This window comes from Thermomonas hydrothermalis (genome assembly GCF_900129205.1).
In the GTDB taxonomy this organism is placed as follows: Bacteria; Pseudomonadota; Gammaproteobacteria; order Xanthomonadales; family Xanthomonadaceae; genus Thermomonas; species Thermomonas hydrothermalis.
This window is the reverse complement of sequence record NZ_FQUK01000012.1, coordinates 34734-61203: the sequence shown is the minus strand read 5'-3', so window position 1 is coordinate 61203 and position 26470 is coordinate 34734. Positions and strand designations below refer to the sequence as shown.

Below are 26470 nucleotides of genomic sequence, written 5' to 3'. Positions count from 1 at the left end.
ATCCGCTCGCTCCGGATCGAGTAGAACAGCTGCAGCAGCTGCGCCCGCATCAGTTTCTCCGGCGCGATGGAGGCGCGGCCGGTATCGGCGTACAGCGCCGAAAACAGGCCGCTCATGCGTCTGAGCGCCTCATCGGCCAGCTCCCGAATGGATCGGAGCGGATGGTTCGCCGGGACGAAGTCGGCGAGCTTGGCGACCGTGAACAACGATTCCTGAGTGACGTCTGCACCGCGCATCCCACGCCCTCCACTATGGCTGAGGTCGATATCGCAAACAGAGGGCTTGAAAGCAAGCTCTGGCGCGGGAGAATTTCAACAAGCTGCTAGGTGACCACACCAGTCCGAACGTGGCTGACCGGCTGGTTTCCACATCCAACCCCACGTTCCCGGTGTAAACATCAAACGTGGCAATGTCGTAACTGCCGTCGTCGTAGCACCAGCCATTACTGGCACCTGGATTGGCCAGTCGGCACTGGTAGTAGTCGGTGGCGTAGCGGGTGCGATAGTAGTCGTCGCCTGCGAAAAGATAGTGCATGTCTGGTGCGCGGAAGCCGGTACCGTAGGAGCCGCGTACCAGCAGCGTCTGCAGGGGCCGCCATTCCAGGCCTAGGCTGTAAGTGAACTTGCCGGGCGTCCGGCCGCCATAGCGGTATTGATCGTAGCGGCCCGCCAGGCTGGCCTGCAGATCAGGGAGTACCGGCATGCGTAGCTCGGAGGCGATGCCCCAGTGATGTCGGCTGCCGCTGCCGTCGCCATAGCGTGGGCCCACATAGGCATCGTCGGTCAACGCCAGTGGATCTGGATGTAAGGCATAGGACTGGCGGCCATATTCCAATGCGGCTGCGAAGCCAGCGTCACCGGATGGCAAGCTGAACAGTGCGGGGGTGTCGAGACTAAAGCTCAAGGTGTCGTTATCAGCGCGCGGCCGAAACACCGACATCGCCGCGATCGAGGCGAACTCGGCCTCGGTGAGTGGCTTGAACAATCGCGCCGGATCGGCGTCGTAGATGGCATACCCGTCAGCGTCGTATCCCAGCCGTGGGCCTAGGAACAAGGTGTTGGCAGCGGCTGCCTTGATGCGCGGCATCGCGACGTCTGCCAGATATTGGGAATGGTTGTAAGCGCCTTCCCAGTTCCAGGCTTGACCGAACATTCCCTGCAGGCCGGTCGTGATCGCCAAGGTTTTTTCGATCGTAGTGTTCATGCGGTTACGCAGTCCGCCCATTTCTTCTGGGGTGAACTGGCGTGACCAGATCTCGTAATGGCCAGTGGCCTGGTTGAAGAACACCTTGTTGCGGTAGTTGTCGGTCGACGCCGGGTCATGGAACTCCCAGCCCATGTGATCGCTCACGACATCATTGCCATTGGTACCGGTCAGCAGGCGCACGGTTTGCCGGGCTGCCTGCAGATCAGCAAACCAGGAGAGGGCATCGGAAAATCGGTACTGGAAGGTCCCGTAGAGACTGGTGCCGATGCGCTGGTTGCGGATGGTGCGGTAGGCGATGGCGCGTTCACTTCCGCAATACGGCTCACCGTAGCGGTCATAGGCCAGCTTCGTGGTGCCCTCGTTGAGGCCAGCCATGGCTTGACACCCATCCGGCGGTGCCAGGTTCACATCATCATCCCAGTCGTAGATCTGTGCGATCAGGCGGGGCAACTGGCGGCGCGGCGTGGGTGCATCGAGAGTGGAATCCTGAATCTTGCGCTGGTAGCCCCACAGCGGGTGTTGGTCGATTCGTTCCAGCCCCAGCACGGCACTGAAGTTGCCACGTTCAAAACCGGTAGTGACGGTGAGATCGTGCGACTCTCCGCCGCCTTCGCTGGTATCACCGTAGCGGTAGTTGAAGGTGGTGCCGTCAGCGGATTTTTTCAGGATGAAGTTGATCACCCCAGCCATGGCGTCAGAGCCGTAGACCGCCGAGGCGCTACCGGTGAGCACTTCGATGCGGTCAATCATGCCGAGTGGAATGTTGCCGATATCGGTGAAATTGCTCCGGCTGTTCAGGGGCAGTGGGAAATCTGCCACCCGGCGGCCATTGATCAGCACCAGGGTGTGGTTGGGGCCGAGCCCACGCAGATCCACTGCCTGGGCGCCGGGGGTGGACTGGGCGCTGGTGGTGTTCTGTTGACCCTGTACGCTGCCGCTGTTCTGGCTGAGGGAACGCAGCACATCCGGGACTGTGGTTAGTCCTGCTGCCTGGATTTGTTCTGCAGTGACGATGGTGATCGGCGCCGGGCCTTCCACCTGTGCGCGCGGAATCCGCGATCCGGTGACCTGGACGGCATCCAGATCCGTCACGGTGGGCTTGCCTCGGTCGGCAGCGGGGGTGTCTGAAGTTGATCGAACTGGAGTGGAGCCTACGATCGGGACGATCAGCAAGGCGCCGGACCCATCGCGGCGATAAGTAAAGCCACTGCCTTTCAGCAGCGTATCAAGGGCCTGTGTGGGGCTGCCAGCCTGGCCATGTAGACCCGGGCTGCGCGCACCCCGGAGCTGATCGGCGCGATAGACCAGTTGTGTGCCGGTCTGGCGTGCATACGCATCCAGAGCGGTAGCGAGATCCCCTGCCGGAATGTCAAGGCGAGGTGTGGTTTGTGCTTGGGCCGCCAGTGCGGCCGCGCAGGCGAGTGAAAGAACTAGGATCCGTAGTGGTGTGTGCGCGCGCATATCGTGTTCCCCAAAGATGTTCCCTAAGCGAGGGGCTTGGCAGTGTGGTGAAGAACCCAGGAGCAAAAGACGAACGAGCCAGGTAAATCCCGCCCTTCCGGATCAACGCGCCTGCAGTAACAAGATGCGTCCGTCGGCCATCGTCTTGGCACGGACAGGGAAGCCGGCTTGCAGCAGTCGTACGAATCCGTCCAGGTTATCCCAACGAAAACTGCCGCCGATCGATAACTGTCCGGTGGCGGCATCGCCTACCACCAGCTTGCGCGTGTTGTAGCGATTGAACTCGCTTGCCGCCTCGGCTAGCGGAGTGGAATGGAAAACCAGCCAGCCGCTCTGCCATTCCAAGAGGTCCTCGGCCGTCCCTGGTGGCAGTGTCCGCATCAGTACGCCTTCTTTCCCTGCAAGCACCAAGCTGTTTGCCGGCAGCAGTGCCAATGCCCGGTCGTTCCCGCCGGTGGCTTCCAGTCGCACCGTGCCTTCGGTCACCACCACTCGCAGCGCTGACGCGTCGCGTCTGACGGCGAAGCGGGTGCCGACTGCCACGGCACGGTATCCATGCGCATGAACTGTGAAGGGCCGTTCCGGTGCCTTGGCGACCGTGAAGATCGCCTCGCCGCGCAGCAGATGCACATCGCGCCGGTATGTGGTCATGTGCACCACGATGCGGCTGTCAGATGACAGGGTCACCCGTGAGCCATCGGCCAGCCGCAAGGAGCGCAGGTGGCCAATATCGCTCTGATAGGCCGCAGGAGGCGTGCTGAGCGTGGGTGGGCGCGCTAAGGGGAATAGCAGGGCTACGAGAAACACGGAGGCTGCGGCCAGGCGGCGCAGTGGGGTATGGCGATGACCCGGGGCGGAGCGATAGGTGTGTGCAGGACGTGGCGACCAGGGCGCATGCAACGGCCTTGGAGGATGTCGGGGAGCCAGGGCGCGCAGACGTACGGTTTCCTCCCAAACCGTTTGCAGACGCAGGAATGCCACCCGGTGTGCCGGCGATGCCGCCAGCCATTCCTGCAGAGCGGCCTCCTCGCTGGCGCTCAAGCCAGCGCCGTCACGGCGTGCCAGCCAGTCGGCCGCCACGGCCTCGGGCGTGCGCTCAGGCTTGGTCATAACCACTCCCGGGTCGTCTCCGGCGGGACGCGATGCGCGCGATGTCGGCGTCCTCAGTGCTGACGAGTAATGCGTCAGCAAGCAGCCGCATGGCCTTGGCGATATGCTTTTCCACGGTCTTTTCGCTGATTCCGAGCCGAGCGGCCACCTCTTTCTGGGATAGGTCTTCTACCCGTCGCAGCCAGACCACCTCCCGGCAGCGTTCCGGCAATGCATCCAGTGCATGTGCCAGTTGCCACAATGATTGCCGGTTGCTGCACCAGCGCTCGGGCGAAACCTCATCTACCGGGACGAGCGAGGGATACAGATCACCCATCGGCTCGATCGAGACAACCCGGGCGCGACGTAGCCGGTCGGTCAGGAGATGGCGGGCGCTGGCGAACAGGAATGCTCGGGCATCGTGCGGTAATGCCCGTGACGCGGCTTCGTAGATGCGGGTGTAAAGCTCTTGGCGCAGGTCGGACAGGTCATCGTGGTGCGGCCAATGCCGCAGCAGGAAGCGCATCAAGGCCCCCTCGTGGGGCAGGATTTCGCGGATAAACCACTGATCGATCTCAGCCTGCATGTGCCTACCATAAAGCAAGCACCAGATGCGTTCATCTGGAACCTGTCTGGGTACGGGTTTAACGTGCGTAGACGCAGTCGCCCATGCGACGCTTTCGCGAGCTGGCGATCCCTGTTGAGCGCAGTCTCTGACGCGACAGAGATCCCCAAACGGCCGGACAGGAGGGGGAAACCTCAGGTTTGTTCGTCTTGTGAGCACGGAAAACTCGCAATCGGAGAAAGCGAAGATGAGGGGAATCGACACGATGCGCTGGCTTCTGGCTGCGCTGATGGGCTTTATGTGCATCGCAGCACAGGCGGCAAACGTGGATCACTACGTGCTGGGCAAGCCGACTGCCAAGACCCCTGGGCGGGTGCAGCCCGGATTGCTTTTGATGGGCGGGGGTGATCGCAACTTCGAGGCCCTGCACTGGTTCATGGACAAAGCCGGGCATGGCCATATCGTGATCCTGCGAGCGTCCCAGGGTGGCGAGATCGGTGAGGAGTTCTATAGAAAAGTAGGGGGCATTGCCTCCGCCGAGACCTTCGTGTTCAAGGACCGGGAGGCGGCCAGCGATCCGGCCATTCTGGCCGTGATCAGGCGTGCCGATGGCATTTTCATTGCAGGTGGCGATCAGTCGCGCTACGTACGGTTCTGGCGCGGGACTCCATTGGCCAAAGCACTGGACGCGCATGTGCGTGCTGGAAAGCCGCTGGGCGGAACCAGTGCCGGGTTGGCCATCTTGGGGGAATACCTCTATGGGGCGATGGATGGCGGTAGTCTGACCAGTCCCCGTGCGCTCTCCGATCCACTGGGTGAGAGCAACACGATTGAGACCGGTTTTCTCAACCTTGCGCTGCTGGAGGGGGTCGTGACCGACACCCATTTCAGTGAGCGGGCTCGGCTGGGGCGGCTGGTTGCGTTTTTGACCAAGAGCGAACAGCTGGCGGGGCGTCCCTTGTTAGGGCTGGGCGTAGATGAGAATGCCGCACTGGCGGTCGAGGCCGATGGGCGTGCGCGTGTGTTCGCTACCGCCCCAGGGGCTGGTGCAATCGTTGTGCATGGTGGCTTCGATCGTAAAGTGAAGGACGGCGCACCACTCCAGATCGAGCAATTGCGGGTGGTCGGGGCGGACACCAATTCGGTCGTGCATCTGCCGTCGGGCGAGGTGGAGCGGCCAGCCTTCCTCCGTCGCTACGCGGTGCGTGAAGGCGTGCTGGTCGCATTGGATCAGTCCACCCTGGTCATCCACGGCGGTGCTGGTGTTGCACCCGGCGATCTCACGCCAGAGGAGGAAGCCCAGGCGCGGGCGGCGCTGGAAGCGGCGCTGCGCGCAGGCTATGCCCGGTTGCAGGGCGGCGGCACGGCGCTGGATGCGGTGACGGCGGCGATCACGCTGCTGGAGGATGCGCCGCAGTTCAATGCCGGGCGCGGTGCGGTGTTCACGCATGACGGCCGCAATGAGCTGGACACTTCGATCATGGATGGTGCCACCGGCAACGCCGGGGCTGCGGCCGGGCTGCATCGGGTCAAGAACCCGATTTTGCTGGCGCGGGCGATCATGGAGAAATCGCCGCACGTGATGATGATCGGCGCAGGCGCCGAGCAGTTTGCCGAAGCGCAGGGCATCCCGCTGGTCGATCCCGCCTATTTCCGCACGGAAAAACGCTGGCAGCAGCTGCAAAAAGCGTTGCAGGCGGAGGCGCGCGCGCAGGCCTCGAACCAGCCGCTGGTGCTGCCGGGTAAGGCCTACTTTGGCACCGTCGGGGCGCTCGCCCTGGATGTGCAGGGGCATCTGGCAGCGGGCACCTCCACCGGGGGCATGACCAACAAGCGCTACGGACGTGTCGGTGATTCGCCGATCATCGGCGCCGGCACCTGGGCCGATACCGGCTGTGCGGTCTCGGGCACGGGCTGGGGCGAGTACTACATTCGTGTCGCTGCCGCGCACGAAATCTGCGCCCGGGTGCGGCTGGCCGGCGAGCCGCTGCCGAAAGCGGCCGAGGCGGTCATCAATCAGGTCATTCCGCGCATGGGGGGCGACGGTGGTGCGATCGCATTGGGTGCCGATGGCGTGTTCGCGTTTCCGTTCAATACGCCAGGCATGTATCGCGGCTGGATCGGCCCCGATGGGGTGCCGCACGTCGCCATCTACCGCGACGACCCACTGCCGATGCCGGTTCGCTAGTGCCTTTGCGGGCAGGCGAAAAAGTGCCCAGGCGGTCAGCGTTCGGAATGGCCGCTTTCGTCATAGCCGCGCGGGGCCAGTGCCTGCGGCTGGATCAGGCCGATGAAGGCACGAGCCTGCGGTGACAGCACCTTGCCGCGGCGAACCACCACGCCATAGCTGCGCGAAGGAAACCAGCGCGCCAGCGAGCGTGCGGCCAGCCGCTGCCGGTCGGCGTCGGTCAGGCAGATGGCGGTCACGATGCTGATGCCCAACCCCATCGCCACGTACTGCTTGATGATCTCCCAGCCGCCGACTTCCAGCGTCACCGTGTAGGGCACCCGGTTCTGCTGGAACACCAGATCGATCAGCCGGTAGGTGGTCAGCCGTTTCGGCGGCAGGATCAGGCCATAGGGCGACAGATCCTCCAGCGCCAGATCGGGTTTGTGGGCCAGGGGATGGTCGGGTGGGGTGATCAGCATCGGCTCGAACCGGTAGGCCGGGCTGTACACCAGGTCGGCCGGCACCTCCAGCATCGACCCCACCGCCAGATCCACCGCGTCGTTGCGCAGCAGATCCAGGCCACTGGCACCGGTGACGTTGTGCAGGGTCAGCCGGACTTCGGGGTGTTGGCGGCGGAACTTTTCCACGATTTCCGGCAGCAGGTAGAGGATGGTGGAGCTGCCGGCGGCCACGTTCAGCTCGCCGGCATCCAGCCCACGGAGTTGCTCACGAAAGCGGGTGTGCAGGCTGTCTAGCGCCTCGACCAGCGGCCGCGCCATCTCGTACAGCAGCTCGCCTTCCCGGGTTGGGGTTAGGCGACGACCACTGCGCTCCAGCAAGGGCACGCCCAGTTCCCGTTCCAGCGCCTGAATCTGCAGCGTGACCGCCGGCTGGCTCAGGTACAGCGCCTCGGCGGCGCGACTGATCGACCCCAGCCGGGCGACCTGGCAGAACGCACGCAGCGGCTTGAGCCGGGAACCCTTGTAGGAAAACCGGGGAGTGGCGTTCTGGCGAGTCATTGGATTCAAGTATTTTCAAAACTAATACTAATCATTGACAAAACTCGTTTGTCAAATACCACACGGCAGCGGATGGTAGCGCCCCACGTGTCACCCAAGGAGCGCATCACGATGTCGGCAGTGCTGAACCAGATCCCACAGGCAGAGTTTGATGCAGGAATCGACGTGACCGGCCGGGTGCAGGGGCAACAGGCCCTGCTCACTCCGGCTGCGCTGGCCTTCCTGGCCGGCTTGCACCGGGCCTTCGAGCCGGCCCGTCAGGCCCGGCTGGCGGCCCGGCAGGCACGCCAGCAGGCGTTCGATGCCGGTGCGCTGCCGCAGTTCCGGGCGGATACCGCGCATCTGCGCGCCGGCGACTGGACGGTGACGCCGGCACCCGCGGCGCTGCGCGACCGCCGAGTGGAGATCACCGGCCCGGTCGATCCCAAGATGGTGATCAACGCGCTGAACTCGGGCGCCAACTGCTACATGGCCGATTTCGAGGACAGCACCAGCCCCACCTGGGCCAACCTGATCACCGGCCAGCAGGCGCTGCGCGCGGCGATCAGCGGCGATCTGGTCCATGAAGCCAACGGCAAGCGTTATGAACTGCGTCCGCAGGCCGAACAGGCGGTGCTGATCGTGCGGCCACGGGGTTGGCATCTGGACGAAAAGCACGTCCTGGTCGATGGCCGACGCATGTCGGCGGCCCTGTTCGATGCCGGCCTGTTCTGCTTCCACAATGCAAAGGCGCTGGCCGAGCGCGACCGTGGCCCCTACCTCTACCTGCCCAAGCTTGAGTCGATGGAGGAGGCAGCGCTGTGGGGGCAGGTGCTGGATGACATCGAGGCCCGGCTGGGGCTGCCGCACGGGCAGATCAGGGTCACCGTGCTGATCGAGACGTTGCCGGCGGCGTTCGAGATGGACGAGATCCTGTACGCCCTGAAAGACCGCATCGTCGGCCTCAACTGTGGCCGCTGGGACTACATCTTTTCCTACATCAAAACCCTGCGCCGGCACCCTGACCGGGTGCTGCCGGAGCGCGGCCAGGTGACCATGACCCAGCCGTTCCTGCGCGCCTATTCCGAACTGCTGATTCAGACCTGCCATCGCCGTGGCGCCCATGCCATGGGCGGCATGGCGGCACAGATCCCCATTCGTGACGATGCGGCCGCCAATGCCGCCGCGCTGGCCCGGGTGCGCGCCGACAAGCTGCGCGAAGTGACCGCAGGCCACGATGGCACCTGGGTGGCGCACCCGGGGCTGATTGCAGTGGCACGCGAAGTGTTCGATGCCCGCATGCCTGGCCCGAACCAGCTCGACAACCGGCGCGAGGACGTCCACGTGGAGGCCGCCGATCTGCTGCAGCCCTGCCTTGGCACGATCACCCGCGCTGGCTTCGAGAACAACGTCGAAGTCTGTGTTCGCTACCTGGCCGCCTGGCTGGACGGCAACGGCTGCGTGCCGATCCATCACCTGATGGAAGACGCTGCCACGGCCGAAATCGCCCGCGCCCAGCTCTGGCAGTGGCTGCATTTCCCCGAGCTCGGCGGCGGCCTGCTGCATCTGGATGACGGCACGCCGGTCGATTTCGCCCTGCTGGAGCGCGCGCTGATCGCCCTGCCTGGCCGGCTGCGTGCCGAGCCCGGGCTCCCTGGCATCGCGCGCGTCAGCGAGGCCATCGGCCTGCTGGATCGGCTCACCCATGCCGAGACGCTGGCGCCCTTCCTCACCCTGCCGGCCTACGAACGGCTGGACTGATCTGTCGATGTCCCTCACCACCACCGCCCATCACGAGGTGCCTGCCATGTCATACCGCCTGCCGACCGCCGAACAACTGCAACAGGACTGGGCCAGCAATCCGCGCTGGGCCGGCATCACCCGCCCCTACACCGCCGCCGACGTGGTGCGTCTGCGCGGCACCGTGCCCATCGAGCATTCGCTGGCGCGACTGGGCGCTGAAAAGCTGTGGCGTTATCTGCACACCGAGCCGTTCGTCAACGCGCTGGGCGCGCTTACCGGCAACCAGGCCATGCAGCAGGTCAAGGCCGGGCTGAAGGCAATCTATCTCTCCGGCTGGCAGGTGGCTGCCGATGCCAACCTGGCGGGCGAGATGTACCCGGATCAGTCGCTGTACCCGGCCAACTCGGTGCCGCAGGTGGTCAAGCGCATCAACAACACCTTGCTGCGCGCCGATCAACTGCATCATGCCGAGGGCGATGACAGCATCGACTTCCTGCAGCCGATCGTGGCCGATGCCGAAGCTGGCTTTGGTGGCGTGCTCAATGCCTACGAGCTGATGAAGGCGATGATCGAGGCCGGTGCCGCCGCCGTGCATTTCGAAGACCAGCTGGCCAGCGTGAAGAAGTGCGGTCACATGGGTGGCAAGGTGCTGGTGCCTACCCGCGAGGCTGTCGAGAAGCTGGTGGCCGCGCGTCTGGCGGCGGATGTGTGCGGTGTGCCGACGCTGATCATCGCCCGTACCGACGCCGAGGCGGCCGATCTCATCACCTCCGACATCGACGACAACGACACGCCGTTCTTGACCGGCGAGCGTACCGTCGAAGGCTTCTACCGCACCAAAAAGGGCCTGGATCAGGCGATCAGCCGCGGCCTGGCCTATGCGCCGTATGCCGATCTGGTCTGGTGTGAAACCGGCAAGCCGGATCTGGCGTTTGCGCGCAAGTTTGCCGAGGCGATCCACGCCAAGTTCCCGGGCAAGCTGCTGGCCTACAACTGCTCGCCGTCCTTCAACTGGAAGAAGCACCTGGACGACGCCACCATCGCCAACTTCCAGAAGGAACTGGCGGCGATGGGCTACAAGTTCCAGTTCATCACCCTGGCCGGCTTCCACAGCCTCAACTACGGCATGTTCGAGCTGGCCCACGGCTATGCACGCCGGCAGATGAGCGCCTTCGTCGAGCTGCAGGAAAAGGAGTTTGCCGCCGCCGAACGCGGCTTCACCGCGGTCAAGCATCAGCGCGAAGTCGGTACCGGCTACTTCGACGCCATCACCCAGACCATCCAGGGCGGACAAAGCTCCACGGTGGCGCTCAAGGGCAGCACCGAGGAAGAGCAGTTCCAGGACGCCCGCCGCGCCGACGCTCGCGTCGCGGCCTGACGCCGCAGCCAGGGCATGCCACGCCGGTGGGCGACACGCCCGCCGGCGGTGCTATGCTTGATCTGCCCGGAATGGGCAGATGCACCGGGGGGGCGTGTGGGCGCAGGGGCGCACGACGGTGAGGCATGGACGCAGGGCGGGGCTGGCATGTTTGCGCTGGAGGATGGCGAGTACGCACTGTTTGCCGAAATGGCGCGGCCCTGCCAGGCCGAGGCCGGGCAGTACCTGTTCCGCCGCGGTGAGTCGGGCGATGTCATGTATGTCATCGGCCGTGGCCGCATCGAGCTGGATTTCGGGGACGACCAGCTACGCAGGTGTCTGGGCGCCGGCGCCTGTTTCGGCGAGCTGGGGTTTCTGATCGGCAAGCACCCGCGCAATGCCGATGCGCTGGCACTGGAAGACAGTGCGCTGCTGGCCCTTGGCCGCGATGTTTTCGAGACGCTGGCCCGCCGCGATCCGCATGTGCTTGCGCAGTTCCTGCGCCGCATCACCTTGCGGATGCTGCTCAACGAACACAAGCTGATTGGCCGCCTGCGCCGGCGCAATCAGGCGTTGCAGGAAACGCTGGATGCGCTGCAATCGGCCAGCCACCGCCTGGATCAGAGCGAAGCCCTGGCGCGCACCGACGAGCTGACCGGGCTCACCAACCGGCGTGGTCTGCTGCTGCATCTGGAGCGGCTCCAGCGCGAAGGTCGGCTGGCCAGTCACGCCTTGATCCTGGTCGATTGCGACCGCTTCAAGGCCGTCAACGACGTGCATGGGCATCTGGTGGGTGATCGCGTTCTGCAGAGCGTGGCCAACCTGCTGCGTGCCGTCGCTGGCAACGACGATCTGGCGTGCCGCCTGGGCGGCGATGAGTTCTGTCTGCTGCTGCAAGGGCATGACCGCGAGCAGGTTGGCCGGATCGCCGGGTATATCGTTGACAGCGCGCGCATGTTGGAGCGCATGCATCGCCATCCGCCGCAGATGGTGACGCTCAGTGTCGGCGTCTGCATGATCGATCCCGAGCATGCCACGAGCTGGGAGCGCTGCTATGCCCGGGTCGATCAGGCGCTGTACCGTGCCAAGCGGCGTGGTGGCGGCCAGGTGCAGTGGCTGGAGTGAGACAGCAGCAAAGGCTGCTTGCGGTCATGCCGCCGGCCGCGCACGGCCGCGCTCCAGGGCGCGATAGCCGATCGCTTCGGTCAAATGCGGGGTTTCGATCGCCGTGCTGCCGGCCAGATCGGCGATGGTGCGGGCCACGCGCAGGATCCGGTGCAGCGAGCGTGCCGACAGTTGCAAGGCATCCACCGCGCGTTCCAGCAGGGCGCTGTCACGGGCGGACAGTCGGCAACAGGCCTGCATTCCGGTTTGATCGAGCTGGGCATTGAGGACGCCGGATCGGGCCAGCTGGTGTTGCCGTGCCGTCACCACGCGCTGACGGACGCTGGCACTGGATTCGCCCGGCGGAGCATCGGTGCGCAGCTGGGCGGGCGGCAGGCGGGGGACTTCGACATGCAGGTCGATGCGTTCCAGCAGCGGGCCGGAAATGCGGGCGCGATAGCGGCGGATGGCCTCGTCATGACACAGGCAGCGCCCGGACGGATCGCCTGCCCAGCCGCAGGGGCAGGGATTCATCGCGGCCACCAACTGGAATCGCGCCGGGAACTGGCAATGGCGGGCCGCTCGCGCGATGTGGACACAGCCGGATTCCAACGGTTCGCGCAGTACTTCCAGTGCCTGCCGGTTCCACTCCGGCAGCTCGTCCAGAAACAGCACGCCGTGATGGGCCAGTGAGATTTCTCCAGGGCGGGGGTCGGCGCCGCCGCCGACCAGCGCCACCGCGCTGGCGGTATGGTGCGGTGCGCGGAACGGCCGCTGGCGCCAGCGCTCGAGGTCCAGCCCGCGGCCGCTGGCCGAGGCAATGCTGGCGGCTTCCAGCGCTTCGGCATCGGTGGGCGGCGGCAGGATGCCGCACAGGCGCGAGGCCAGCAGGGTCTTGCCGCTGCCCGGTGGGCCGATCAGCAACAGATGGTGGCCGCCGGCAGCGGCAATCTCCAGCGCACGCCGGGCCTGGGCCTGGCCGCGGACATCGGCCAGATCCGGCATCGACGCCTCGCTGCAGGGGCGCGGGGTGGGCCGGGGCAGCGGCCGGTCGGCCTGCAGGGCGGCGCAGACTTCCAGCAGTGTGCGCGCGGTGCGAACGTCCACCTGCTGCGCCAGCGCCGCTTCTTCGCCGTTGCCGGGGGCGACCAGCAGGCGACGGCCGGTTTGCGCCACCGCCAGCGCGACCGGCAGCACCCCATCGACCGGGCGCAGCTCACCGGTCAGAGCCAGTTCGGCGACGAACTCCCAGCCGTCCAGCGCTTCGACCGGAAGCTGCCCGCTGGCGGCCAGGATCCCCAGGGCGATGGCCAGGTCGTAGCGGCCGCCATCCTTGGGCAGGTCGGCCGGGGCCAGGTTGACGGTGATCCGGCGCGCCGGAAACTCCAGCTGGGCGCACTGGATGGCGGCACGAACCCGGTCCTTGGCTTCGCGCACTGCGGCCTCGGGCAGGCCGACGATCGACATCGCCGGCAAGCCACCGGCCAGGTGCACTTCGACCCGGACTTCGGGCGCATGCACGCCGACCCGTGCACGGCTGTGCACGATCGCAAGGTTCATGGCCGTTGCCCTGTGTCAGTGCCGTGCGGCGTCGTCGGTGCGGGTGGCGTCCATCAGCTCGGCCAGCTGGCGTTCCAACTGCTCCAGCTTCTGCCGGGTTCGGGCCAGCACCTCCCGCTGGACGTCGAACTCTTCGCGGGTGACCAGATCCAGACGCGCCAGCCCGGCCTGCAGGACGGCCTTGATGTTCTGCTGCAGCTCCTCGCGGCCTTCGCGCAGACCGGGCGGTACCAGGGCGCTGAGGCGGCGGGCGAGGTCGTCGAGTTGGGCCAGGTCGATCATGGGTGCGGGGTTCATGGGATGTCTCCTGCCGGGGTGTGACCAGCATGCGCGCGGCCGATCCGGCAGGCACTCGGCACGCCGCCTGCGCATCTGTCGGAAAATGCCGGCAGGCGTGGTCAGTATGCCCGCAGCGGCCGGGTTATGCTCGACGCCCTGCAACCGGAGGCATGCAAACGATGAAGATGGTGATGGCGGTGATCAAGCCCTTCAAGCTGGACGACGTGCGCGAGGCGCTGGCCGAGGTGGGAGTCACCGGGATCACCGCCACCGAGGTCAAGGGTTTCGGCCGGCAGAAAGGGCATACCGAGTTGTACCGCGGGGCGGAGTACGTGGTCGATTTTCTCCCCAAGATCAAGCTGGAGATCGCGGTCACCGACGACCGGGTGGAGGCGGTCACCGAGGCGATCATGAAAGCGGCTGGCACCGGCAAGATTGGCGACGGCAAGATCTTTGTCTGGGATCTGCAACAGGTGGTGCGTATCCGCACCGGCGAGCTCGACGCCGACGCGCTCTAACGCATGCCAATGCGTGCCGGGTGGCGCAGCCGACAGACTCGCGGGTGGAATCAGGGGGCGCGGGTGCTTCCTCAGGGCGCGACAGCCGAGGCGCGGATGGAGCGGTCGCGGCCGTCCTGTTTGGCCTGGTAGAGCGCCACGTCGGCGCGGCGCAGCAGGCGTTCGCGGCTGTCATCGTGCTGCGCCTGGCTGATGCCGATGCTGGTGGTGATCCGTAGCCCCGGATCGATGGCGGACAGATCCAGGTGGCGGGTGGCGTCAAGCAGGCGGTTGGCGATCACCTCGGCCTGCGCCTCGGTGGCACCGGGGCAGACCACGGCGAACTCCTCCCCGCCCAGCCGGCCCAGGCGGTCGTCGTCGCGCAGCTGGGTCTGCCAGGCCTGGGTCACCAGGCGCAGGACGGTATCGCCGGCGGCATGGCCATGGCCGTCGTTGATCTCCTTGAAGTGATCCAGGTCCAGCAGCAGGACGCTGAGCGGGCGGGCGTGCCGGTGGGCATCGGCCAGTGCGGCATCGAGGATTTTCTCGATCGCCAGCCGGCTGGCGGTGCCGGTCAGCGGGTCGGTCATGGCCAGGGTGCGCAGCTGGCGCGCGCGTTGCCATTGTCGCCAGGCGAGGACGGCCAGTACGCCCAGCAGCAGTGCGCCGAGCAGCAGGGCCAGGCTCTGCCAGCGCCGTTCACGCTGCAGCAGGTTCAGCTGTAGCTGGCGGGACTGTGCTTCCGCCTGCAGGCGCCGGTTCTCGAAATCGCGCCGGCGGATCTCATATTCGTATTCCAGCAGCCGGCTCTGTTCCAGCCGCATCTTGCTCTGCAGCTCGGCGTAGCGCTTGTAATCGGCCAGGGCCAAGGCCAGCTGACCCAGCGCCTCCTCGCTGGCGGCGCGGGCCTGGTAGAGCAGGGCCAGATAGCGCAGGTTGCCGTCCTGCTCGATCTTCGGCAGCGCCAACTGGTAATGGGCCAGCGCCACCCGGTGCTCGCCCTTGCCTGCGTATGCCTGGCCGGTCACCAGCAGCAACAGGCCGTCATTGCCGGCGAACCCTTCTGCCGCAAATGCGGCCCGGGCCTGGGACAGCGCCGTCAGTGCCGCATCGAATTCGCCCTGGGCGATCAGGGCCGAGGCCAGCCCCAGCCGGGCACCCGCCACGCTGAGGCGATCCTCGTGCCGAAGCGCCAGGGCCAGCGCGTCTTCGAAGGCCTGGCGGGCTTTCGGCAGCTGATCGGATTCCTCATACAGATAGCCCAGCTGGGTCAGATCCAGAAGCTGTTGCTCCCAGTCGCCCGCGGCCCGCGCGCGGGCCAGGTCACGCTGGAAATAGACTTCCGCCTGGGCGAAGTCGCCCATGCGGCGGTAGGCCGTGGCGATCTGCACCAGCAGCGCGTTCACCTCGCGATGGATGCCGGCAGCGCGGAATGCCGCCCGGGCGCGCTGGAAGTCCAGCAGGGCGCGTGCCTGCTCGCCCACGTCCGACAGCAGGCTGCCGCGCAGCATCAGGGCCTCGCCCAGCAGCTGCTGTTCGGAGGAATGTTCCAGCAGCGCCACCATGCGGTCGGCGTCTGTGATGGCCTGGCGGGTGCCACGCAGCGTCTGCACGAAATTGGTGCGGCAGAACAGGGCGCGCCCCTGCGAGGCCAGGTCGCCGACAGCCTGGGCGGCTTTGAGGGCTTCATCGCTGTAAGCCAGCCCCTGTTGCGGGTCTTTCCAGCGCGGGCTGGTGCAGTACACCGAGCGGAACTGCACCTCGCGGGTGCGATCACCGGGGGGCAGCAAAACCCGCAGCTGTTCCAGCCAGGCCGCGTAGTCGCTGGTGCTGGCATCCATCGACTCCGGGCCGATCACCTTCTGCAATACCGCGTCGAAGCGGGCGGCGCGCGTGGGTGCGGCAGGTTCGGGCTCCAGCAGCGGGGAAAACGCCGGCGCTGCCGCGGGCAGCAGGGCCAGCAGCAGGGTCAGTGTTGGCAGCCAGCCGGCTGGACGCATCCGGACTCCTTGGGGCATTGCTGTCACTGTAAGACAGCCCGGGCATCGCGATTGTGCCGGATTTCGCGGTTTGTGCGTGCCAAAAGGCCCTTGACCGGATCAAGGGCCTGCCATACGGGAGTGGCCGGTACGGCGAACAAACGCCTCCGTGATGGTTCCGACGCTCGCAAAGAGTCGCAGGCCACCCCTACAGGCCGTATCGTCGCAGGATGCGCGAATGGGTTGGAGCCGCGTGGATCAGCCCTGCAGCGCCTCGGCCACGAACGGCGGCAGGGCCTGCGCGCCACGGTGGACGTCGGCGCTGTAATAGCGGGTGGCAAACGGTTTGGCGCGGGCATCGGCTTCACGGAAGCCGAAATCGGCGTGCGCGGCTTTTTTGGCCATCGTGCAGCTCCACCAGCCGGTGGGGTAGCAGGGCTGCGGGAACGGCAGGGTCTGGAAACTGGCAAACCCGGCCTTGCCCATTTCCGCGCGCATTTCCTTGATCAGTTCCAGCAATGCCAGCGGCGATTCGCTCTGCTGCACCAGAATGCCGTCGTCTTTCAGTGCGCGGTGGCAGCTGGCAAAGAACGCCTTGTTGAACAGCCCCTCGGCCGGGCCGACCGGATCGGTGGAATCCACGATCACGATATCTACGCTGCCCGGCGCACAGTTGGCCATGTAGGCGATGCCGTCATCCCACAGCAGTTCGGCGCGTGGATCGCTGTTGGATTCGCACAGTTCGGGAAAGTATTTCTCCGCCATGCGCGTGACCTGCTCGTCGATATCGCACTGCACGGCTTTTTCCACGCCCGGGTGGCGCAGCACCTCGCGCAGGGTGCCGCAGTCGCCGCCGCCGATGATCACCACGTGCTTCGGGTTCGGGTGGGTGAACAGCGCCGGGTGCGCCATCATCTCGTGGTAGAAGAAGTTGTCGCGGCTGGTCAGCATCATCGCGCCGTCGATCAGCATGAGATTGCCCCAGTCGGTGGACTCGTAGATCTCGATCTTCTGGAACGGCGACTGCACCTCGTCCAGCTTGCGGGTGATGCGAAAGCCGATCGATGAGCCGGTCTTGTCGAACTGTTCGTGCAGCCAGGTGGATGGCGTCATGACGGAAATCCTGTGCGGGGCGCACCGGCGATACGGGCGCGCGGTTGATGAGGGAAAGGCGGGGTGGCATGGCCGGTGGCCGCAGCCTCGCCCGGGGCGGGGCAGCTGGCGCGGCGGGCAACGGCGCGCATTGTAGCGCCGGTAGAATGCGCGCTCTCTCCTCGTTGCCCGGATTTGCGCCATGCCCCACTGGTCGCCTGAACTTGCCCGTAAGACCTATTCGATCCCGCATTGGGCCGACGGCTATTTCGACGTCGATGCGCAGGGGCGCATGGTGGTTCGGCCGCGCGGTGCGGAGGGGCCGGTGATCGCGTTGCCCGAGGTGGTGGACGCCTGGCGCGCGCGCGGTGGCCACCTGCCGGTGCTGGTGCGGTTTCCGGACATCCTGGCCCATCGGCTGGGCAAGCTGCAGGCGGCCTTCGCGCAGGCGCAGAAGGACTGGGACTATGCCGGTGGCTATACCGCGGTGTATCCGATCAAGGTCAACCAGCATGCCGGCGTGGCCGGGACGCTGGCCTCGCACCACGGCGAAGGGTTTGGGCTGGAGGCCGGCAGCAAGCCGGAGCTGATGGCGGTGCTGGCGCTGTCGCGCCCGGGCGGCACCATCATCTGCAATGGGTACAAAGACCGCGAATACATCCGGTTGGCGCTGATCGGCCGCAAGCTGGGGCTTGAGACCTTCATCGTCATCGAGAAGCCGTCTGAACTGCGACTTGCCCTGGAGGAAGCCCAGGCGCTGGGTGTACGGCCGGTGCTGGGCGTGCGCATGCGGCTGGCGTCGCTGGGTGCGGGCAAGTGGCAGAACAGCGGTGGCGACAAGGCCAAGTTCGGGCTCGACCCGCGCCAGCTGCTGACGCTCTGGAAGGAGCTGCGCGATGCCGGCATGGGCGATTGCCTGCAGCTTCTGCATTTCCACATGGGCAGCCAGATCAGCAATGTGCGCGACATTGCCGCCGGCATGCGCGAGGCCACCCGCTATTTCGTCGAGCTGTCGCGGCTGGGCGCCAACATCCGCCATGTCGATGTCGGTGGCGGGCTGGGTGTCGATTACGAGGGCACCCGTTCGCGTTCGTACAACTCGGTCAACTACGGCATTCACCACTACGCGTCCAGCATCGTGCAGCCGCTGGCAGAGGCCTGCCGCGACGAGGGGCTGACGCCACCGCGCATCCTTACCGAGTGCGGGCGGGCGATGACCGCGCACCACGCGGTGCTGGTGGCCAACGTGAGCGAGGTCGAGCGCGCTCCCGAGGGGCGGGTGCCGGAGCCGCACGAGGACGAATCGCTGCCGGTGCGGCGCCTGCGCGAGCTGCATACCGAAATGGCGGAGCGGCCGGCGGTGGAAGTCTTCCACGAAGCCAGCCAGGCTCACGCCGAGGGCTTGAGCCTGTTTGCACTGGGGCAGCTGGATCTGGTGCAGCGCGCCCGTATCGATGATCTGTTCTACGCCATCGCCCATGCCGTGAAAGCGCGGCTGAGCTACGACGAAAAGAGCCATCGCGATCTGCTCGATGAGCTCAACGAGCGGCTGGTGGACAAGTATTTCGTCAACTTCAGCGTGTTCGAGTCGATGCCCGATGTGTGGGCGATCGACCAGGTGTTCCCGATCGTGCCGATCGAACGTCTGGACGAGCCGCCGAGTCGGCGCGGGGTGATCTGCGATCTGACCTGCGACTCCGACGGCAAGATCAGCACCTACGTCGAGAACGAGGATCTCGACTCGGCGCTGCCGCTGCATGAACTGCGCAAGGGCGAAAGCTACCGGCTGGGTTTCTTTCTGGTCGGCGCGTATCAGGAAATCCTGGGTGACATCCACAATCTGTTTGGCGACACCGATGCCATCGAGGTGCGCTGCGACGGCGACGGCTTTGCCATCGGCCCGCAACGTCGCGGCGACACCGCCGACGTGATGCTGGATTACGTGGGGTATCGCCTCGACGACCTGCGTCGGCGCTATCGCGCGCTGGTGGCGGCCGCTGGGTTACAGGGGCCGGAGGCCGAACGCTTGGGCGAGGCGCTGGAACACGGCCTGACCGCCTATACCTACTTAAGCGACGAACCGCTGGACTGACGCTCACTCAAAAGCATCGCGCTGTCCCGCCATGGTCACCGCTGCGCCGCGTCCGGACGTGCCGGGCGTGGTGTCGGCTGACAGCGCCAGGCGGGCGTCGCTCAAGCCTCTGGAGTGCGGTGGACCTGGAAACCGGCAAACGACTGCGAGGTCGGCATCAGCTCCAGCCGATTGACGTTGACGTGCGGTGGCAGGGTGGCGACCCAGAAAATCGCCTCGGCGATGTCCTCGGCGGTCATCGGATGGGCGCCTGCGTAGAGCCTGTCCGAGGCGGCCTGATCGCCGTGGGTACGCACCAGGGTGAACTCGGTTTCGGCCATGCCCGGTTCGATGCTGGTCACGCGCACGCCGGTGCCGTGCAGGTCGCTGCGCAGGCCCAGCGAGAACTGGGTGACGAAGGCTTTGGTGCCGCCATAGACATTGCCGCCCGGGTAGGGGTAGCGGCCCGCCACCGAGCTGAGGTTGATGATCGCGCCCTTGCGGGCGATCAGGGTGGGCAGCAGGGCATGGGTGAGCGTCACCAACGCGCGCACGTTGGTGTCGATCATGGTGTGCCAGTCGACCAGTTCGGCTTCCTGTGCGGGCCGGGTGCCCAGCGCCAGGCCGGCGTTGTTGACCAGCAGGTCGATGCCAGCAAAGCGTTCCGGCAGGGCATCCAGCGCGGCGCGCATGGCGGCCTCGTCGCGGATGTCGAAGCAGGCCGGATGCAGGGCGTCGCCCAGCTCGGCACGCAGGGCGTCGAGACGATCGGCGCGGCGGCCCGTGGCGATCACCTGCCAGCCGGCGGCGATGAAGCGGCGTGCGGCGGCGCGGCCGAAGCCGGCGGTAGCGCCGGTGATCAGGGCGGTGCGGGGTGTGGATGCGGTCATGGACAGCCTCGCAAGACGCGTCATTCGCTGCGGATGGCCGCCGCGGGCAACCCGTTTTCGGCCAGTTTGGCCTTGGCGGCGGCCAGCTCCGAGGCATTGCCGTAGGGGCCCAGGCGGACGCGGAACACGGTTTTGCCGTCGATCTGCGCCGACTCCACCCGCGCACTCAAGCCCAGCAGGGCGATCTTGGCCTTGAGCGCTTCGGCATCGCCGGAGGCAGCAAATGCGCCGGCCTGCAGCACGTAGTGGGTGGGACGGGCCGGCGTCGGCTCCGGCGTGGCAGCAGCGGTTGCCGCATCCGGGCGGGCGGGCGTGGTGGCCGGTGGTGTGGCCGGTGGTGTGGTCGGCGGTGTGGCCGGGGCAGTCGTCACGGGCGCAGGCAGTGCGTCGCCGGTGCCCGGCTGCGGGGGTGTTGTGGCAGGCGGGGAGGCGGGGCGTTCGGCAGCGGCCTCGGCGCGTGCACGTTGCGCCAGCTCAGCATCGCTCATCGCCACTTCCTGCCCTGGCAGCAGGGTGTAGAAGTCGTATTGCGGCTTGGGTTTTTCCGGTGCCGGGGCACTGGCCGGGGCGATATCCGGCGCGATGGCGTCGCCCTCGCTGTTGACCGCAGGCGGCAGCGCGTTCGGATTGGGCGTGGGCCGGAAGAAGTCATGGCCATTGCCCGACTTGAGGTAGCGCGGCACCAGCAGGATGGCCAGCAGGGTCAGTACCACGCCGATCAGCAGCCAGGCCCAGCCGGGCAGGCCGCTTGAACCAGTGCGTCGGGCCTGGGATTTTCCGCGTCGTGCAGCCATCACATCCGCTCCGGGGCCGATACGCCCAGCAGATCCAGACCATTGGCCAGCACCTGGCGGGTGGCGGTGGCCAGGGCCAGGCGGGCATTGCGCAGGGCGGCATCATCCACCAGCACCGGGCTGGCGTGGTACCAGCCGTGGAACGCTTGCGCCAGCTCGCGCAGATACTGCGCGATCAGATGCGGCTCCAGGGTTGCGCCAGCGGCTTCGACCACGTCGGGGAAGCGCGCCAGCTCCCGCATCAGCGCCTGCGCCGGCGCATCATCGAGGCGGTCCAGTGCCGCCAGCCCAGCGGTGGCATCGAATGCCAGCCCCTTTTCGCTGGCCTGGCGCAGCAGGCTGCAGATGCGGGCGTGCGCGTACTGCACGTAATAGACCGGGTTGTCGTTGCTCTGCGAGCGCGCCAGGTCGATGTCGAACACCAGCTGCGAATCCGGCTTGCGGGCGATCAGGAACCAGCGGGTGGCATCGCGGCCGACCTCATCGATCAGATCGCGCAGGGTCAGGTAGCTGCCGGCGCGCTTGGACAGCTTTACTTCTTCGCCGCCGCGCATCACCGTGACCATCTGGTGCAGCACGTAGTCCGGGTACCCCTGCGGGATGCCGCAGCGCAGTGCCTGCAAGCCGGCGCGCACGCGTGCCAGTGACCCGTGATGATCGGCGCCCAGCTCGGTGATGGCGCGCTGATAGCCGCGTTCCCACTTGCTCAGGTGATAGGCCACGTCCGGCACGAAATAGGTGTAGGTGCCGTCGGATTTGCGCATCACCCGGTCTTTGTCGTCGCCGAACGCGGTGGTGCGCAGCCACAGGGCGCCACCTTCCTCGTAGGTGTAGCCGTTTTCGATCAGCCGACGCACGGTGGCCTCGACCTTGCCGTCGGCATACAGCGAGGACTCCAGGAAATACACGTCGAACTGCACGCCGAAGGCCTGAAGATCGGCATTCTGTTCGCGCCGCAGCCAGGCCACCGCAAACCGGCGGATGGCATCCAGATCCTCGACATCGGCAGTGCCGGTGACCACCTGGCCGTCCACCTCCACCCGCTCGCCGCGGAGACAGGCGTCGGCCACGTCCTGAATGTAGTCGCCGTTATAGGCTTCGGCCGGCCACTGTGGGTCGCCGGGTTTGTAGCCCTTGGCGCGGGCCTGCACCGAGCGCGCCAGATTTTCGATCTGCACGCCGGCGTCGTTGTAGTAGAACTCCCGCTTGACGGTCCAGCCGTTGGCGGCCAGCACCCGGGCGATGCAGTCGCCGATCGCACCGGCGCGGCCATGGCCGACGTGCAACGGCCCGGTCGGGTTGGCGGAGACATATTCCACGCCCACTGTGGTGCCACCGCCGCTGTCGTTATGCCCATAGCGGGCGCCCGCGGCGTGGATCAGGCGCACCTGGTTCTGCCAGGCGGCTGCGGAGAGATGAAAGTTGATGAAGCCGGGGCCGGCGATCTCCACCTTGGCGATGGCGTCGGAGGCCGGCAGTGCCTCGACCAGCTGCTGCGCCAGGGCGCGCGGATTGCTGCGGGCGGGTTTGGCCAGCAACATCGCCACGTTGGTCGAAAAATCTCCATGCGCCCGTTCTTTCGGGCGCTCGATCACGTAGTCGGGCAGGGCGAGCTCGGCCGGCAGGGTGCCGGCAGTGCGCAGAGCGGACAGGCCCTGATCGATCAGGGCACGAAGCTGGGCTTTCACGGGAACGGTCAACGGCTCATCGTCGGGCGTGCATTGTACGACCGCCCGCTGCGGCGCCGCAGCATGGGCGATGCGACAATGACGGCCGGTTTCCCGAGCCCCCGAATGGCGCCATGTCCGGCCTTGCCCAGTTTCCGCCACCTCTGACGCCGCTGGCTGGGCTGGATGCGGCCATGCGCAGTCGAGGCCATGCGGTGCTTGCCGCGTCTGATGTGGCCATGCTTGCGGGCGTGTCGTTGCAGGCATTGCAGGCGCTTTCGCCCAGTTGGGCGGATCTGCCGCCGGATACGTATCTCAAGGATGGTGGCCAGTACCGTCAACGTCGGCATGCCTGTTACGTGGTGACGGGGCAACAGGTGCAGCCGGTGCCGCCGCGGCCGCACTGGCAACCGCTGGAATACAACGCCCTGCATGGCGGCATGCGGCGCTGGTTTGCGCCAGTGAGCCAGGCAACTGCCGCAGCATCAGGCTGGCAGGCCCTGCTGTGCGGGCTGGCCCGGGTCTGTGCCCGGTTGCACGGCGATCCACCGCGCTGGCACGTGGAAGCCCACCAGTTCCGCATCACCACCCGGGGCGGGATCGGTCGGCCCACGCCGGAGGGGGCGCATCGCGACGGTGTGGATTTCGTGGCAGTGCTGCTGGTGGCACGGCAGGCAATCAAAGGCGGCGAGACGCGGGTATTTTCTGCGGATGGGCCGGAAGGGCAGCGGTTCACCCTGGAGGAACCCTGGTCGCTGCTGCTGCTCGACGATGCCCGGGTGATCCACGAAACCACGCCGATCCAACCCTGCATTGCCGGTCAGGAAGGCCACCGCGACACCCTGGTGCTGACCTTCCGGGCGGCGGGGTTCCTGGGCGATCCGGTGTGATGCCGTCCGCAATGATTACAATTGCAACCAATCTCGACGCAGCGGTATGAGGCAGACATGAAACTGGGTTCACTCAAGGAAGGCGGACGTGACGGCACCCTGATCGTGGTATCGCGTGACCTGTCGCGTGCGGTGCGCGCCGGAGACATCGCGCCCACCTTGCAGCGTGCGCTGGAAGATTGGTCGCAGGCAGCGCCGCGTCTGAACGCGCTGGCCGAGGCGCTCGAGGCAGGCCAGGCCGACGGCGCCTTCGCGCTGGACATGCAGGCGCTGGCCGCGCCACTGCCGCGCGCCTTCGAGTTCGTCGATGGCAGCGCCTACCTGCCGCATGTGGAGCGCGTGCGCCGCGCCCGCGGTGCCGAGGTGCCCGAGAGCTTCTATGTCGATCCGCTGATGTATCAGGCGGTCAGTGCCGGCTTCTACGGTCCGCGCGATCCGGTGCTGGTGGCCAGCGAAGACTACGGCATCGATCTGGAAGCGGAAGTGGTGGTGATCACCGATGACGTGCCGATGGGGGTCAGCCCGGCGCAGGCGGCCGAACACATCCAGCTGATCGGCCTGGTCAACGACGTTTCCCTGCGCAATCTGATCCCCGCCGAGCTGGCCAAGGGATTTGGCTTTCTGCAGTCCAAGCCGCGCAGCGCGCTCAGCCCGGTGTTCGTCACCCCGGACGAGCTGGGCGATGCCTGGCGCGACAACAAGGTGCACCTGCCGCTGGTCACGCACATCAACGGGCAGTGGTTTGGTGCACCCGAGGCCGGGGTGGACATGCAGTTCGATTTCGCCCAACTGGTGGCGCATGCGGCCAAGACCCGCCCGTTGTCGGCCGGGACGCTGGTTGGTTCGGGCACGGTGGCCAATGCCGACACCACCAAAGGCGCGTCCTGCTTTGCCGAAAAGCGCACGGTGGAAACGCTCGAGCACGGCCGCCCGCTGACCCCGTTCATGAAGTTCGGCGACGTGTTGCGGATCGAGATGTTCGACCGTCAGGGCCGCAGCGTGTTCGGCGCCATCGAACAGCGCATCCAGCAGGCAGTGCCGGCGGCGTCAGCGCAGGGGTGAGCGCTGCCCGTTCGGGCGGCTCTGGAGACGCGCCGGCAGTCGCGCTATGGTGTGCGTATGAACGAACCGCTGCGGCTGTATTCCTACTGGCGTTCCAGTGCTGCCTATCGGGTGCGGATCGGGCTGCATCTGAAAGGGCTGGCGTTCGAGAACGTGCCCGTGCACCTGCTGGAAGGGGGCGGTCAGCAGCATTCCGAGGCCTATCGCCAGCTCAATCCGCAAGGGTTGGTGCCTCTGCTGGTGCATGGCCAGCGTCGGATGAGCCAGTCGCTCGCCATCCTCGAATATCTCGACGAGGTCTGGCCGGAGCCGCCGCTGCTGCCAGCCACTGCCCGCGAGCGCCAGCGGGTGCGGGCGCTGGCCAGTCTGATCGCCTGCGATATCCATCCGCTCAATAACCTGCGGGTGCTCAAGTATTTCGAACACGACTGGAACGTGCCGGCCCCCGAGCGGGAAGACTGGATCCGGCACTGGATCGAAACCGGTTTCAAGGCACTGGAGGCAATGCTGGCCGATCACCCGTCCACGGGTGATTTCTGCGAAGGGGAATTTCCGACCCTGGCCGACTGCTGCCTGGTGCCGCAGGTGTACAACGCTCGGCGTTACGGGGTGGACATGACGCCGTATCCCACCATCCGCCGGATTGAGGCGGCCTGCCTGGCATTGCCGGCGTTCCAGGCGGCCAGCCCGGAACGCCAACCCGACGCCCCCGCCAACGCAGGCTGAGTCGCCCAGCGGCGCGCACGCGATCGCTGGCGCGACGGGGTCTGCCGGCCATCCCTGGCCGGCCAATGCGTTGGGTGTGTGCTGAAGCTGCTTTGCGTCAGTGCTGGGCAAACACGTCAGCGTAGGGGTCGTGCTCGCCGGATGCGCCTTCCGACAGTCGGAACTTCAGTGCCAGACCGTCGCGGGAATCGGCGGCCTTGAGCGCCTCTTCCATGTCGATGCGGCCCTGCTTGTAGAGCCGGAACAGGCACTGGTCGAAACTCTGCATGCCTTCCTGAAGCGACTGTTCCATCGCTTGCTTGATCTCGTGCACCTGGCCGCGGCGCAGCAAATCGCGGATCAGCGGGGTGTTGATCAGCACCTCGGTGGCGGGCAGCCGGCGGCCATCCACGCCCAGCACCAGGCGCTGGCTGATCACCGCCTTGAGGTTGAGCGCCAGGTTCATCAGCACGTTCTTGTGTGCCCCTTCGGGGAAGAAGTTGAGGATGCGCTCGATGGTCTGGTCGGCATTGTTGGAGTGCAGGGTGGCCAGACAGAGATGGCCCGTTTCGGCAAAGGAAATCGCGGCCTCCATGGTCTGGGCATCGCGGATCTCACCGATCAGAATCACGTCGGGTGCCTCGCGCATCGCATTCTTCAGTGCGGCATGGAAGCTGTGGGTGTCCAGCCCGACCTCGCGCTGGTTGACCACCGACAGCTTGTGCCGGTGCAGGTATTCGATCGGATCTTCGATGGTCAGGATATGGCCGGTGGTGGTGCTGTTGCGGTAGTCGATCATCGACGCCAGGGTGGTGGACTTGCCCGAGCCCGTGGAGCCGACGATCAGCACCAGCCCGCGCGGCGCCATGATGATGTCCTTGAGCACCTGCGGCAGCTGCAGTTCCTCGATGGTGGGAATGACGCTGCGGATGGCGCGGATCACCATGCCCACCTCGCCGCGCTGCAGGAACACGTTGATGCGGAAACGCCCGCAGCCGGGCACCGAGATCGCCATGTTGAGCTCCTTTTCCCGCTCGAACTCGGCAATCTGGGCGGCATCCATCAGCCCATAGGCGATGGTTTTGCAGTCGCCGGAGGACAGCGGCACATCGCCAACCGGTTGCAGCAGGCCCTCGATCTTGATGTTGATCGGCGTGCCAGTGGACAAAAACATGTCCGATGCGCCTTTTTCTGCCATCAGCTTGAGGTAATGAACGATATCCATCGGGATTTCCTGTCATGCAGTTTTGCGCATGGGCACCGCCCAGGCGGTCATTGCATCGGTGGCGGC

General features: G+C 66.2%; 22 protein-coding genes and 1 pseudogene. 10 read left to right on the top strand and 13 right to left on the bottom strand.

Annotation, left to right across the window (positions count from 1 at the left end):
• The 4 genes from BUA29_RS05090 to BUA29_RS05075 all read right to left on the bottom strand — a co-directional run.
• Positions 1 to 236: transposase (locus BUA29_RS05090; protein ID WP_143148776.1), on the bottom strand; the 236-nt coding region annotated here is incomplete at its 3' end.
• Positions 237 to 249: 13 nt separating this feature from the next.
• Complete coding sequence (locus BUA29_RS05085; protein WP_072755532.1) at positions 250 to 2667, bottom strand: TonB-dependent receptor; 2418 nt, start codon at positions 2665 to 2667, stop codon at positions 250 to 252.
• Between the two features lie 102 nt (positions 2668 to 2769).
• Positions 2770 to 3777 carry a FecR family protein gene (locus BUA29_RS05080; RefSeq protein ID WP_072755531.1) on the bottom strand — a complete coding sequence of 336 codons (1008 nt, stop codon included), beginning with the start codon at positions 3775 to 3777 and terminating at the stop codon, positions 2770 to 2772.
• Complete coding sequence (locus tag BUA29_RS05075; RefSeq protein ID WP_072755530.1) at positions 3764 to 4342, bottom strand: RNA polymerase sigma factor; 579 nt, start codon at positions 4340 to 4342, stop codon at positions 3764 to 3766. Before BUA29_RS05075 ends, BUA29_RS05080 begins: the two co-directional genes overlap by 14 nt.
• Positions 4343 to 4568: 226 nt before the next feature.
• On the opposite strand from BUA29_RS05075, the pseudogene BUA29_RS12420 reads away from it, so the two are divergent.
• Both BUA29_RS12420 and BUA29_RS12415 read left to right on the top strand, forming a co-directional pair.
• Positions 4569 to 5318, top strand: a pseudogene (locus tag BUA29_RS12420) (cyanophycinase); the annotation flags it as partial.
• Between the two features lie 204 nt (positions 5319 to 5522).
• On the top strand, positions 5523 to 6509 hold the full coding sequence (locus BUA29_RS12415) for an isoaspartyl peptidase/L-asparaginase family protein (protein WP_245770513.1): 987 nt from the start codon (positions 5523 to 5525) through the stop codon (positions 6507 to 6509).
• 35 nt (positions 6510 to 6544) lie between these two features.
• Here BUA29_RS12415 and BUA29_RS05065 read toward each other — a convergent pair whose 3' ends face one another.
• Positions 6545 to 7510, bottom strand: coding sequence for a LysR family transcriptional regulator (locus tag BUA29_RS05065; protein WP_072755528.1), 966 nt, complete (start codon positions 7508 to 7510; stop codon positions 6545 to 6547).
• Between the two features lie 111 nt (positions 7511 to 7621).
• Between BUA29_RS05065 and aceB the strand changes: the two genes are divergently transcribed.
• From aceB to BUA29_RS05050, 3 genes are all read left to right on the top strand, one after another.
• Positions 7622 to 9250: a malate synthase A gene (gene aceB, locus BUA29_RS05060; protein WP_072755540.1), complete on the top strand. Its 1629-nt coding sequence runs from the start codon at positions 7622 to 7624 to the stop codon at positions 9248 to 9250.
• Between the two features lie 46 nt (positions 9251 to 9296).
• Complete coding sequence (gene aceA, locus BUA29_RS05055; RefSeq protein WP_072755539.1) at positions 9297 to 10610, top strand: isocitrate lyase; 1314 nt, start codon at positions 9297 to 9299, stop codon at positions 10608 to 10610.
• Between the two features lie 147 nt (positions 10611 to 10757).
• A complete protein-coding gene (locus tag BUA29_RS05050) occupies positions 10758 to 11714 on the top strand; it encodes a GGDEF domain-containing protein (protein ID WP_072755527.1) in 957 nt (318 codons plus the stop codon).
• Positions 11715 to 11738: 24 nt separating this feature from the next.
• On the opposite strand, the gene BUA29_RS05045 is transcribed toward BUA29_RS05050, so the two are convergent.
• Positions 11739 to 13253 (bottom strand): YifB family Mg chelatase-like AAA ATPase, encoded by a 1515-nt coding sequence (locus tag BUA29_RS05045; protein WP_072755526.1) that lies wholly within the window; start codon positions 13251 to 13253, stop codon positions 11739 to 11741.
• A 15-nt stretch (positions 13254 to 13268) separates the two neighbouring features.
• Positions 13269 to 13535, bottom strand: coding sequence for a ubiquinone biosynthesis accessory factor UbiK (gene ubiK / locus BUA29_RS05040; protein WP_072755538.1), 267 nt, complete (start codon positions 13533 to 13535; stop codon positions 13269 to 13271).
• A gap of 176 nt (positions 13536 to 13711) precedes the next feature.
• Here ubiK and BUA29_RS05035 point away from each other — a divergent pair, with 176 nt between their 5' ends.
• Entirely contained in the window at positions 13712 to 14050 is a 339-nt protein-coding gene (locus BUA29_RS05035; protein WP_072755525.1) for a P-II family nitrogen regulator, read from the top strand.
• A gap of 71 nt (positions 14051 to 14121) precedes the next feature.
• Here BUA29_RS05035 and BUA29_RS05030 read toward each other — a convergent pair whose 3' ends face one another.
• Together BUA29_RS05030 and speE are read right to left on the bottom strand one after the other, a co-directional pair.
• A complete protein-coding gene (locus BUA29_RS05030; protein WP_072755524.1) occupies positions 14122 to 16029 on the bottom strand; it encodes a diguanylate cyclase in 1908 nt (635 codons plus the stop codon).
• Between the two features lie 237 nt (positions 16030 to 16266).
• Positions 16267 to 17121: a polyamine aminopropyltransferase gene (gene speE, locus BUA29_RS05025; RefSeq protein ID WP_072755523.1), complete on the bottom strand. Its 855-nt coding sequence runs from the start codon at positions 17119 to 17121 to the stop codon at positions 16267 to 16269.
• Between the two features lie 181 nt (positions 17122 to 17302).
• Between speE and speA the strand changes: the two genes are divergently transcribed.
• Complete coding sequence (speA, locus tag BUA29_RS05020; RefSeq protein ID WP_072755522.1) at positions 17303 to 19192, top strand: arginine decarboxylase; 1890 nt, start codon at positions 17303 to 17305, stop codon at positions 19190 to 19192.
• Between the two features lie 101 nt (positions 19193 to 19293).
• Here the strand turns inward: speA and BUA29_RS05015 are convergent, their stop codons facing one another.
• The 3 genes from BUA29_RS05015 to argS are packed head-to-tail and all read right to left on the bottom strand — an operon-like array spanning position 19294 to position 22543.
• On the bottom strand, positions 19294 to 20061 hold the full coding sequence (locus tag BUA29_RS05015) for an SDR family NAD(P)-dependent oxidoreductase (protein ID WP_072755521.1): 768 nt from the start codon (positions 20059 to 20061) through the stop codon (positions 19294 to 19296).
• 20 nt (positions 20062 to 20081) lie between these two features.
• On the bottom strand, positions 20082 to 20855 hold the full coding sequence (locus tag BUA29_RS05010; RefSeq protein WP_072755520.1) for an SPOR domain-containing protein: 774 nt from the start codon (positions 20853 to 20855) through the stop codon (positions 20082 to 20084).
• Positions 20855 to 22543: an arginine--tRNA ligase gene (gene argS, locus BUA29_RS05005; protein ID WP_072755519.1), complete on the bottom strand. Its 1689-nt coding sequence runs from the start codon at positions 22541 to 22543 to the stop codon at positions 20855 to 20857. The genes BUA29_RS05010 and argS overlap by 1 nt, the downstream gene beginning before the upstream one ends.
• Positions 22544 to 22656: 113 nt before the next feature.
• Here argS and BUA29_RS05000 point away from each other — a divergent pair, with 113 nt between their 5' ends.
• The 3 genes from BUA29_RS05000 to maiA are packed head-to-tail and all read left to right on the top strand — an operon-like array spanning position 22657 to position 25200.
• Entirely contained in the window at positions 22657 to 23412 is a 756-nt protein-coding gene (locus tag BUA29_RS05000) for a 2OG-Fe dioxygenase family protein (RefSeq protein WP_072755518.1), read from the top strand.
• A gap of 57 nt (positions 23413 to 23469) precedes the next feature.
• Positions 23470 to 24474 carry a fumarylacetoacetate hydrolase family protein gene (locus tag BUA29_RS04995; RefSeq protein WP_072755517.1) on the top strand — a complete coding sequence of 335 codons (1005 nt, stop codon included), beginning with the start codon at positions 23470 to 23472 and terminating at the stop codon, positions 24472 to 24474.
• 57 nt (positions 24475 to 24531) lie between these two features.
• A complete protein-coding gene (gene maiA / locus BUA29_RS04990; protein WP_072755516.1) occupies positions 24532 to 25200 on the top strand; it encodes a maleylacetoacetate isomerase in 669 nt (222 codons plus the stop codon).
• A 97-nt stretch (positions 25201 to 25297) separates the two neighbouring features.
• Here the strand turns inward: maiA and BUA29_RS04985 are convergent, their stop codons facing one another.
• Positions 25298 to 26404 carry a PilT/PilU family type 4a pilus ATPase gene (locus BUA29_RS04985; protein ID WP_072755515.1) on the bottom strand — a complete coding sequence of 369 codons (1107 nt, stop codon included), beginning with the start codon at positions 26402 to 26404 and terminating at the stop codon, positions 25298 to 25300.
• Positions 26405 to 26470: the final 66 nt, after the last annotated feature.